This is a genomic window from Clostridium sp. Marseille-P7770, from assembly GCF_902143525.1.
In the GTDB taxonomy this organism is placed as follows: domain Bacteria; phylum Bacillota; class Clostridia; order Lachnospirales; family Lachnospiraceae; genus Pilosibacter.
Genome location: NZ_CABFVC010000010.1, coordinates 77,695 through 87,959, shown reverse-complemented (window position 1 = coordinate 87,959; position 10,265 = coordinate 77,695). Strand labels below are relative to the sequence as shown.

Sequence of the window (10,265 nt, the reverse complement as noted above, 5' to 3'; positions counted from 1 at the left end):
GGTTGGCGGGGGTACGCGGCGAGCGTCCGGCCGGGTGTGCCCGGGATGCGGGGAGGGTTCCGCTAAGCTCCCGTGCGACTGCTAAGGGCGGACAACCGATGACACAACTCGCTGCGCTCAGACAAGTGCCATCGGTTGTCCAACGCAGTCACCCGCGAGCTAAGAGGAACCAGCTCCCCGGATCAAGGCACTCCCGGCCGGACGCTCGCCGCTGGCATTGCTGGGAGTGGGACGCTCGCCGTTGGCATCGCTGAAAATATATTTTTTTACGGGTTCAGCATCACGGAGGCGTAGAATATGCCGTCTTTCCATGAGAATCTGGCGTCGCCGTGGTAGCGTTCTGCGATCATGCGGATGGATTCGGTTCCTATGCCGTAGCCGGTGTGTTTGGTGGAGAGGAGGCGGTCGCCGGACCAGGTCGGGCCGGATGCGCTTGTGTTGTCGGCTGTGATCGAGAGCATGGAGGAGCTGGTCTGGCAGACGTGGAGACGGATAAAGGGCTGGATACCATCATCTGTGTCTGCGCAGGCATCGACGGCGTTTTCGAGGAGGTTTCCGATCAGGACGCAGAATTCTGTCTCCGGGATCAGGAGTGGTTCTCCCATCTGGATCTGGAACTGGGTGGTGACCCTGGTTTTTTCGGCTTTTTCTGCGTAGAAGGAGAGGATCGCGTTGACTGCGTAGTTTTTGCAGTAGCGGCGGACATCCTGGACCGGGAACATGGATTCGTAGTCTTTTAAGTATGCCTGCAGGGAGGCGAGATCTCCGCGGTCTGCGCAGTCTTTGATGACGGCGAGGTGCTGGCGGAAGTCGTGCCGGGCTCTGCTGTTGTCGCGGATCCTGGCTGTGAGGAGGTTGTACTGGTCGGATTGGATCTCGAGGAGTTTTTCCATGGATTCGGTCTTGACGGCTGCTTCTGCCTGTTCTTTGAAGAAGCGGAGGAGCAGGATCAGTGTATGGCTGATGAGAAACATGCAGAGGAGCATGAGGATCCTCGCTATAAGGGCGGCCTGTGTGAAGCTTCCGCTCCGGATGCTGCCGGTCAGGAGAAAGATGATCATGGTCGCGGAGAAGGGGAGGAGCCATGCGGTCTTCCAGAGGGCCGGAGCCTGGATCGCGGACAGGCTGTCAATGATCTCCATCAGGCGCTTCATCATGAACCAGGCGGTCAGGAGTACGAGAACGAATGTGATGAGCCCGGACTGCCAGGAGAAGAATCCGCAGTGGAAAAATGTCTGGCAGACGAAGAAGGCGCAGGCACGGATCACCATCAGATAGTCGATGACGAAGATATACTGGAAGGTGATGATCCCGACATTTGCTTTTACGAGGGAATAGAGGAAGATCCCGAAAACAGGGATCGCTGTGTACTGGACGTAGACAGCCGGGAGACCGGCGCTGACTAAGAGCGCGAAAACGGTCAGGTAGAGCAGTTCCGCCATGACCGAAACCAGGAGGATCTTTCTGCCGGAGATCCGGAGTGTGGAGTGAAACGGCAGATAGGCAAAAATATGAAACGGATAGGTACAGAAAAATTCATTAAAAAGCAGCTCCGCCATAGGAACCTCCTCTGACTGCGGAATAGGAATATTCGAGAAATTGTTCCCGCACGTCTTTGTATTTTAAACGGCTGATCGGAATATAGACTCCGCTTTTTAAGAGGAAGCGGTCGTCCAGAAGTTTGTCCACATCCTCAAAGTTTACGAGCATGCCTTTGATACAGTCGCAGAACCACGGATACTCGAGAAGAAGGGCGGAGAAGCTTTTCTGGTTCATTGGGACTTCCATCTGCCTTCCGTCTTTGAAGTGGACAAGAATCTGGCGGTTTACATGCTCTGTGTAGGAAATTTTGTGGAGCGGGAGAGGCATTGTTCCGAGGGCAGTCGGAACATCGATGGTCCTGCTGTCTTCCCGGGCGCGCAGGGCGCAGCGGTCAAGAGCAGTAAAGACCTGTTCCTGACGGATCGGCTTTAAAAGGTAAAAGACGGCGTTCACATCGTAGCTTTCCACGGCAAATTCCGGGGAGGTCGTGATGAAGATGAGGCGGCAGTCATGATCGATCTGCCGGATCTTTTTGGCAGTCTCCATGCCGGTGATCCCGGTCATATAGATGTCGAGAAAGATAAGATCGTAGGAGCCGGAGGTAAAGCCGCTTAAAAAGGACTCTCCGCTTTCAAACTGATCCAATGCATCGAGTTTAAGCTGATGCTGCTCCATATATGTATGAACGAAGCCGGCAAGACGGTCGGAATCCGTCTTTAAGTCGTCAACGATCGCAAGTTTCATAGATGTATCCCCTTTGCAGTGTCTTTGATAGTGATCTACCTGTCCGGTGATTCCCGGAGACAGAATGATACTGGAAACATTTTACCATGTTTTTTGGAAAAAGTGTGAACGAATGAAAAATTATAACGAACACTTTTTTCTTCCATTTTCCCCCAAATGATGATATGATGGATAACAGCAGCAGGACCAGAGACGAACATACAGAAGACACGCTGCTGCATAGAAAGGTGAGCACTACAATGAATTTTATTGTACCAGCCGGTTATACTCCGGATATCAACCTGAAAGAGACCCAGGTTGCGATCAAGATCGTAAAAGACTTTTTCCAGAAGGAACTGACAAAGCAGTTAAATCTGACCCGTGTTTCCGCGCCGTTATTTGTAACGCCGGAATCCGGATTGAATGATAACTTAAACGGTGTGGAGCGCCCGGTCGCGTTCGACATCAAGGAAGGCGGGAGACAGGCGGAGATCGTCCACTCCCTCGCAAAATGGAAACGTTACGCGTTAAAGCAGTACGGCTTTGAGCCGGGCGAAGGCTTATATACCGATATGAACGCGATCCGCCGCGACGAGGATACCGATAATATCCACTCCATCTACGTGGACCAGTGGGACTGGGAGAAAGTGATCACGAAGGAGGAGCGGACCCGCGAGACTCTCGAGGAGACCGTCCGCGCCGTATATAAGGCGTTAAAGATCACGGAGGACTACATGGCTTATGAGTACGATTATATCGGCCGTGTTCTTCCGGAGCACATTGAATTTATCACATCCCAGGAACTCGAGGACCGCTATCCGGACCTGACTCCGAAGCAGAGAGAGTACGAGATCGTGAAGCTTCACGGCGCTGTCTTTATCGAGCAGATCGGCGGAAACTTAAAATCCGGAAAGCCACATGACGGCCGTGCTCCTGACTACGATGACTGGAAATTAAATGGTGATATCATCGTCTACTATCCGGTTCTCGACATCGCACTGGAGTTGAGCTCCATGGGTATCCGTGTCGATGAAAAATCCCTGCATGAGCAGTTAGTGGCAGCAGGATGCGTGGAGCGCGAGAAACTCGCATTCCAGAAAGCATTATTAAACGGCGAGCTCCCGTACACCATCGGCGGCGGTATCGGACAGTCCCGTATCTGTATGTTCTTCCTGAGAAAGGCGCATATCGGCGAGATCCAGTCTTCTTTATGGCCGGATGAGGTGCGCGCCGAGGCAGCAAAGGCGGGAATCCCGCTCCTGTAAGGAAGGCGTTCCGGAGCGCACACAGCAGATATGGATCTGCACAAACTTATATTGAGAACGACCCGGCGGCGCAAGCCGGCCGGCATGAATATATCAGAAGAACAGTTACGGTCCGCAAAAACATGCGTGCGGTAACTGTTCTTCGCTTATGGAGGTAAAAAATGGCAAATGAACGTTTGAGGGAACTCAGGACCCTGATGAAAGTGAGACATGTGGACGCATACTATGTTCCGTCCTCTGACTTCCATGATTCCGAGTACGTGGAGGACTATTTCAAATGCCGCGCATTTCTGTCCGGCTTCACGGGTTCCGCGGGAACCATGGTGATCACACAGAGCTTTTCCGGCATGTGGACGGACGGAAGATATTTCGTTCAGGCAAAGAGAGAGCTGGAAGGTCAGGACACACGTCTGATGGCGATGGGAGAGGAAGGCGTTCCGACGATCGAGGAATACCTGACGGACCATATGCCGGAAGGCGGAGTTTTAGGCTTTGACGGCCGCGTGGTCAATGCAGCCCAGGGAAGAAAATTTGAGGCGATGATGGCGAAGAAACACGCGACTCTCTCCGTGGGGGATGACCTTGCCGGGGAAGTATGGGAAGAACGCCCGATCCTTCCGGCACCGGAGGTCTGGACTCTCGATGTGAAATATGCAGGTGAGACTGTGACGGAAAAACTGATCCGCCTCAGATCCGAGATGGATGAAAAGAATGCGTCTGTCCACATCTTATCAAGTCTTGACGATATCGCATGGCTCTTCAATATCCGCAAAAATTCGGATGACGGAAATGTGCTCGCACCGGCGTTTGCCCTGATCACGGAGGACGAGGCGAGACTCTTTATCGCCAGCCGTAAATTCTCTCCGGAGCTGCGCGCTTATTTTGAAAAGAATCATGTGACGATCGGAAAGTATGATGCGATCTATGATGCAGTGGCGGAACTGAAGAATGAGACGGTTCTCCTGGAACCGGAGAAGGTAAACTTTGCTCTCTATAAGAAGATCGACGCATCCAACCGCATTGTGGAGGCCATGAACCCGACTTCCCTCATGAAGGCGGTGAAGAACCCGGTGGAGATGGAAAACCTCCGCAAAGCCCATTTAAAGGACGGCGTTGCCCTGACAAAATTCCTGTACTGGATGAAGAAAAACGCCGGAAAGGTCGCTCTCACGGAGACGGAAGCTGCAGAGCGTCTTGAGGATTACCGGAAAGCCCAGGAAGGTTATCTCGGACCGAGCTTCACGACGATCTCCGCATTCGGATCCAACGCCGCGATGTGCCATTACCACGCGACAAAGGAGCAGGAGAGCCCGGTCGGAACAGACGGATTCTATCTTGTTGACTCCGGCGGACAGTATTATGAGGGAACCACGGATGTGACGAGAACGATCGCGATCGGCCATGTCACGGACGAGATGAAGGTTCATTTCACACTTGTCATGATGGGAATGCTGCGCCTGATGCATGCGAAATTCTTATACGGCTGCCGCGGACTCAATGTGGACTATCTGGCAAGAGGACCGCTCTGGGAGCGCGGACTCGACTTCAACCATGGCACCGGTCACGGCGTCGGATTCCTGTCTGCGGTTCATGAGCGCCCGAACGGCATCCGCTGGCGCATCGTTCCGGAGCGCCAGGATTCCTGTGTCCTGGAAGAGGGAATGCTGACTTCGGACGAGCCGGGACTTTATATTGAGGGAAGCCACGGCATCCGTACCGAGAACCTGACGATGTGCAGAAAAGCGGAAAAGAACGAGTACGGCCAGTTCATGTGCTTTGAGAACATGACTTTCGCGCCGATCGATCTCGACGCGGTGGACATTTCCGTGATGGAGCCGTCTGATGTGAGGAACTTAAATGAGTACCATAAAGCGGTCTACGAGAAACTTTCACCGTTTATGACGGCGGAGGAGAATGAGTGGTTAAAAGAGGCGACAAGACCGATCGGGGAGGATTATACATGGAGGATCTAGAGAAAAATATCCTTGTGGTGATCCCGGTAAATGAGGATCATAAAAAGTTCCTGGAAGAGAAAGCTGCATCTGGCGACAAAAACTGCTGCGTCCGCTATGTGAACGGCAGCGATGTCACGGTGGAAGATGTAAAAGAGGCAAACGTGATCATCGGAAATGTCGACCCGGCCCTTGTAAAAGAGGCGAAAAAGCTGGAGCTTTTCCAGTTAAACTCTGCCGGTGCAGACCAGTACATCAAACCGGGGATCCTTCCGGAACAGGCGGTTCTCGCAAATGCGACGGGTGCTTACGGGCTTGCCGTATCGGAACATATGCTGGCGCTGACTTTTGACCTGATCCGCCGCTTTAACCAGTATCATGCGAACCAGGCAAAGCACGTATGGCAGTCCATGGGAAATATTACCTCTGTGGAAGGTTCGACGATCCTGGTGCTCGGACTCGGAGATATCGGCGGGGATTACGCGAGAAAGTGCCATGCACTCGGCGCTCATGTGATCGGCGTCCGCCGCACGAACCGGAATAAACCGGATTATCTGGATGAGCAGCATACGATGGACGATCTGGACGAGCTTCTCGGAAGAGCAGATATCGTTGCGATGGTGCTTCCGGGAGGAGACGCTACAAACCACATCATGGACGAGAGAAGACTGCGCCTGATGAAAAAGGGCGCGTACCTGATCAACGTTGGCCGCGGAAATGCCATTGATCCGGAGGGACTTTACAAGGTCTTAAAAGAGGAACATCTCGGCGGCTGCGGACTCGATGTGACGGAGCCGGAACCGCTTCCGGCGGACAGTCCGCTCTGGGACCTCGGAAACCTCGTGATCACGCCTCATGTGGCCGGAAACTTCTTCCTTCCGGAGACGTTTGAGCGGATCGTAAGGATTGCGGGAGAGAATCTCGCGGCGTGGGCGAACGGGATACCGTACCGGAATGTGGTGGATTTTGCGACGGGGTACCGGAAGTAGATCCGGAATAGTAAGACAGCCGCCTTTTTGCGCGCGTGAAGCGTGCAGGAGGGCGGCTGTTTTTCTATAGCAGTAAAAATTCTGGATAAAAAACACTGGCAGACCGGAACCGGACACTTGCGTGAAGATGAAGTTAGACCCGGGAAACAGTGGGGAGAGGACCGAATGTGTCTTGGAACATTCTCGCGCCGAGCGCGGTCGCCTGCGACGATCTTCATCTTCGCGCGAAAAAACAGGACAGCTGAAAAGCTGCCCTGCAAATATTTCTGAATCCTTATTAGAAGCTCGTCTCGTATTTTTTCTTCTTCTCCGCCTCCGGCGCATAAGCGATCGGATAGATGACGGATGCCATTAAGAGTGCACCGACAACATCGATGACGGAGTGCTGTTTTAAGAACATCGTTGCGAGGCAGATCAAAACCATCAGAACGCCGGATGCCCGGACGATCATCGGGTGCTTCTTTAATTCCTCGCTGTGGCAGATCGCGATGTGAACACCCACGGAGTTGTAAACGTGGATGCTCGGGAAAACGTTGATACATGGATCGATGCTCCAGAGTCTCGATACCAGATAACAGAAGATGTTCTTATCCGGATCGATCGCCGGACGGAAATCTGTTCCGTTCGGGAACAGGGTGCAGACGAGAAGACTGATCGTCATTCCTGTGAAGAGGAAAGTGCAGAGCCTGTAATAGTCATCACGGTTTTTAAAGAAGAAAAACGCGATGGTCGCGGCAACGTACAAAAACCACATCAGGTAAGGGACGATAAAATACTCGTTGAACGGGATCAGATCGTCGAGCGCCGTGTGCATGACGTGGTAAGGCTTGTTCACATTTTCCTGGAGTCTTGAGAACCAGGGAAGATAGATGAATGCGTAGGATAACATCCATATATGTCCGTATTTTTTTATCAGCTTTTTCAAAGGATGACCTCCTTTATTTTCTGAATTTATGTTCTGTAACAATTTTGTCATATTTCCTTTGTGTTGCCACATTATAGCACTTTGGTTTTGCGGTTTCAACCCCCATGAATAAATTTTTATCGAAACGTAAGAAAGGTGTTACTTTTTACGGGTAGGAATTTTCTGAACTGAAAATTCCGTACAATACCGTTGTGGTCGCAGATTTTGCCGATTCGGAATGCGAAGCATCGGCAAAATCCTGTTACAGTATGCGGGCATGGAGTGCCCGTGTACTGTAACAAAGGTGTCAGAAAGTGTTCCGCGGGCAGGAATTTCCTGGGCGGGGAATGTCCGGGGGTGCCGGAAGCTGCTTTGACATTGCTCCGTGTTTATGGTATGGTAAGAGAACATAGAATATTCGGATTTTCGGACCGGAAGGGAGGAAATTCATGGAAAATAGAGAGCTGGTCATGGAAGCATTGAAGGCCAGAAAACAGGCGTATTGCCCGTACTCTGGTTTTGCCGTCGGAGCGGCGCTCCTCTGCGTGGATGACAGGGTATTTACCGGTTGCAATATTGAAAATGCGGCGTACCCGGCGACAAACTGTGCGGAGCGCACGGCGATTTTTAAGGCAGTCAGTGAAGGAAAAAAAGAATTCCGGGCGATCGCCATCGTCGGAGGTCCAAAAGGAAAAGAACCGGAAAACTTCTGCGCGCCCTGCGGCGTCTGCCGCCAGGTGATGGCGGAATTCTGCGATCCGGAGACGTTCCGGATCATCCTCATGAATGGCGCGGGCGAGATCCGGGAATACCTTTTGAAGGAGCTTCTTCCGCTCGGATTTACAGGGAAAGCGCTGGAAATTTGAGCCGCCGGAAAAGAAGCGGAAAGGAACGATAAGAAAAATGACATACAGAGATGTTTTAAAGAGGGTGGACCATACATTATTAAAGCAGCCGTCCACCTGGGAACAGATCCGGGAGATCTGCGATGATGCGGTGAAATTCGGGACCGCGTCGGTCTGCATCCCGCCGTCTTTCGTAAAGCAGGCTTCGGAGTACCTCGGAGAGAAGATGCCGGTCTGTACCGTGATCGGATTTCCGAACGGGTACAACACGACGGCGGTCAAAGTGTTTGAGACGAAAGAGGCGTTAAAGGACGGGGCGGAGGAGATCGACATGGTGATCAATATCGGCTGGGTCAAAATGGGACAGTACGATAAGATCCTGGAAGAGATCAACTCCCTGAAAGAGGTCTGCGGCGATCATATCCTGAAAGTCATCATCGAGACATGTCTCCTCACAGAGGAGGAGAAGATAAAGATGTGTGAGACTGTATCAGCCTCAGACGCGGACTTTATCAAGACATCCACAGGATTTTCCACCGCAGGGGCGACAAAGCCGGATGTGGCGCTCATGAAGGCCCACATGGCCGCAGAAAAGAAGATCAAGGCGGCCGGCGGTATCGCAGACTTTTGCGATGCGGCGGAGTTTGTCCGTCTGGGGGCTGACCGCCTCGGAACAAGCAGACTTGTAGAACAGGCAAAGAAAGGGGTAGATTTAGATGCCGAAATATAATCGGATCTTTACGATCGTAATTGATTCTCTCGGAACCGGTGCAATGCCGGATTCTGAAAAATTTGGAGATGTGGGAGTGGACACTCTCGGACACATCGCGGAACATATGGAACATTTCAATATCCCGAATCTTCAGAAACTCGGGATCGCAAACTTAAGACCGTTAAAGGGCGTGGACCCGGTGGAGGCGCCGATGGGACGGTTCACAAAATTCTCGGAGGCGAGCAACGGCAAAGATACGATGACCGGTCACTGGGAGATGATGGGGATCTACACGACGAAGCCTTTTAAGACGTTCACGGATCATGGATTCCCGAAAGAGCTGATCGAGGAGCTGGAAAAACGCACCGGACACAAGGTGATCGGAAACAAGAGCGCCAGCGGTACTGCGATCCTGGATGAGCTGGGAGAGGAAGAGATCGCTACCGGTCACATGATCGTGTATACATCTGCCGATTCCGTCCTTCAGATCTGCGGAAATGAGGAAACATTCGGGCTTGACGAGCTGTACCGCTGCTGCGAGATCGCCAGAGAGATCACGATGAAGGAAGAGTGGCGCGTGGGCCGCGTCATCGCGAGACCTTATGTCGGAAAGAAGAAAGGCGAATTTGTCCGCACCAGCAACCGCCACGATTATGCGTTAAAGCCGACCGGGACAACGGCGCTCGATATCTTAAAGGACAATGGATACGATGTGATCTCCGTCGGAAAGATCCGTGATATCTTCGACGGACAGGGCATCACGGAGGCGTTCCGCTCCAAGAGCTCCGTCCATGGAATGGAACAGACGATCGAGATCTGCAAAGATAAGGATTTTAAGGGACTCTGCTTTGTAAATCTGGTCGATTTTGATGCGCTCTGGGGCCACAGAAGAAATCCGGTGGGATACGGGGAAGAACTGGAGCGCTTCGATGTAAAACTCGGAGAACTGTTAAAGAATCTGCGGGAGGACGATCTCCTGATGATCACGGCAGACCACGGAAATGATCCGACCTATACGGGAACAGACCACACGAGAGAAAAAGTCCCGTTCCTTGCGTACTCCCCGTCGATGAAACAGACAGGTCTGTTTGAGGAACAGAAGACCTTCGGTGTGATCGGTGCGACCGTGCTTGATAATTTCGGATTGAAAAAGGCGGAAAATATGATCGGGGAATCGATCTTAAAAGAATTAGAATGATCGGGACCTGACTGAGATCTGCGTGGGACTGCTGGTTTCGCGAAACAGGTAAAATAGAATAAAAAAGGAAGATCCGCATCCCTGATATCTGGGAAATGTGGATCTTCCTTTTATGTTCAGGCAGAAGTGCAAAAC

At 52.1% G+C, this 10,265-nt stretch carries 9 protein-coding genes; 6 read left to right on the top strand and 3 right to left on the bottom strand.

Annotated features, from left to right (window positions below; genetic code table 11):
- Nucleotides 1–266 precede the first annotated feature (266 nt).
- Complete coding sequence (locus tag FN001_RS17245; RefSeq protein WP_142412675.1) at nucleotides 267–1,559, bottom strand: sensor histidine kinase; 1,293 nt, start codon at nucleotides 1,557–1,559, stop codon at nucleotides 267–269.
- Entirely contained in the window at nucleotides 1,540–2,286 is a 747-nt protein-coding gene (locus tag FN001_RS17240; protein ID WP_118299206.1) for a LytR/AlgR family response regulator transcription factor, read from the bottom strand. The genes FN001_RS17245 and FN001_RS17240 overlap by 20 nt, the downstream gene beginning before the upstream one ends.
- A 239-nt stretch (nucleotides 2,287–2,525) precedes the next feature.
- Between FN001_RS17240 and asnA the strand changes: the two genes are divergently transcribed.
- The 3 genes from asnA (at nucleotide 2,526) to FN001_RS17225 (ending at nucleotide 6,471) form a co-directional block, all read left to right on the top strand.
- Nucleotides 2,526–3,530, top strand: coding sequence for an aspartate--ammonia ligase (gene asnA, locus FN001_RS17235; protein ID WP_118299207.1), 1,005 nt, complete (start codon nucleotides 2,526–2,528; stop codon nucleotides 3,528–3,530).
- Between the two features lie 161 nt (nucleotides 3,531–3,691).
- Nucleotides 3,692–5,503, top strand: a complete 1,812-nt coding sequence (locus tag FN001_RS17230; RefSeq protein WP_142412674.1) for an aminopeptidase P family protein — start codon at nucleotides 3,692–3,694, stop codon at nucleotides 5,501–5,503.
- Nucleotides 5,491–6,471: a D-2-hydroxyacid dehydrogenase gene (locus FN001_RS17225; protein ID WP_142412673.1), complete on the top strand. Its 981-nt coding sequence runs from the start codon at nucleotides 5,491–5,493 to the stop codon at nucleotides 6,469–6,471. Before FN001_RS17230 ends, FN001_RS17225 begins: the two co-directional genes overlap by 13 nt.
- Before the next feature lie 277 nt (nucleotides 6,472–6,748).
- Here the strand turns inward: FN001_RS17225 and FN001_RS17220 are convergent, their stop codons facing one another.
- Nucleotides 6,749–7,396 carry a phosphatase PAP2 family protein gene (locus FN001_RS17220; protein ID WP_405580220.1) on the bottom strand — a complete coding sequence of 216 codons (648 nt, stop codon included), beginning with the start codon at nucleotides 7,394–7,396 and terminating at the stop codon, nucleotides 6,749–6,751.
- Between the two features lie 428 nt (nucleotides 7,397–7,824).
- Here FN001_RS17220 and cdd point away from each other — a divergent pair, with 428 nt between their 5' ends.
- The 3 genes from cdd to FN001_RS17205 are packed head-to-tail and all read left to right on the top strand — an operon-like array spanning nucleotide 7,825 to nucleotide 10,130.
- The gene (gene cdd, locus FN001_RS17215) at nucleotides 7,825–8,241 is read left to right on the top strand and encodes a cytidine deaminase (RefSeq protein WP_142412672.1); all 417 of its coding nucleotides are present in this window, start codon (nucleotides 7,825–7,827) and stop codon (nucleotides 8,239–8,241) included.
- 37 nt (nucleotides 8,242–8,278) lie between these two features.
- The gene (gene deoC, locus FN001_RS17210; RefSeq protein ID WP_142412671.1) at nucleotides 8,279–8,950 is read left to right on the top strand and encodes a deoxyribose-phosphate aldolase; all 672 of its coding nucleotides are present in this window, start codon (nucleotides 8,279–8,281) and stop codon (nucleotides 8,948–8,950) included.
- Complete coding sequence (locus FN001_RS17205) at nucleotides 8,937–10,130, top strand: phosphopentomutase (protein WP_142412670.1); 1,194 nt, start codon at nucleotides 8,937–8,939, stop codon at nucleotides 10,128–10,130. The genes deoC and FN001_RS17205 overlap by 14 nt, the downstream gene beginning before the upstream one ends.
- Nucleotides 10,131–10,265: the final 135 nt, after the last annotated feature.